Source organism: Massilia genomosp. 1 (assembly GCF_011682185.1).
GTDB lineage: Bacteria > Pseudomonadota > Gammaproteobacteria > Burkholderiales > Burkholderiaceae_D > Telluria_A > Telluria_A rubra.
The window spans coordinates 1-493 of sequence record NZ_WHJF01000388.1; the positions used below are offsets into that span (position 1 = coordinate 1).

The 493-nt window shown below is 60.9% G+C and carries 1 pseudogene; it reads right to left on the reverse strand.

The window, feature by feature from the left end:
- Positions 1 to 493: pseudogene (locus F1735_RS34230) on the reverse strand (RNA-guided endonuclease InsQ/TnpB family protein); the annotation flags it as partial.

Consider the following 493-nt stretch of genomic DNA (forward strand, 5'->3'; position numbering starts at 1 on the left):
GCTGCCGTCGCTCATCGTGGCGAAGCGGGCGATGCCGACATCGATGCCGATGGCGCTCGTCGCCGTTGGCAATGGCTGTTCGGGCAGGATTTTCCCGGTGCCTGAATGGCGTTCGCCATGGACCTCGCGTTGCGTCTGAATCGACACGAACCACTTGCCGCCCGACTGGCTCACTGTGACGTTGCGCAGCTCGCCAAGAACGTCCCGACTGTTGCGGTAACGCAGCGAGCCAAGTTTGGGCAGGAAGATGCGGCTGTTGGCCTCGTCAAGCTTGATCTGCTTCGGGTCCGGGTAGCGGAGAGTGTCGCCGCAACCCTTGCGCTTGAAGCTGGGGAAATCGGCCCGTTTCTCGAAGAAGTTCTTGTACGCCCTCTCCAAGTGCTTCAATGCATGTTGCAGCGCATGACACGGCGCGTCCTTCAGTCAAGGTGTGTCAGGACCATTGCGCCACCCGGTCAATTGCTTCGCCATGGCGACGTAGCCGACGAACTTG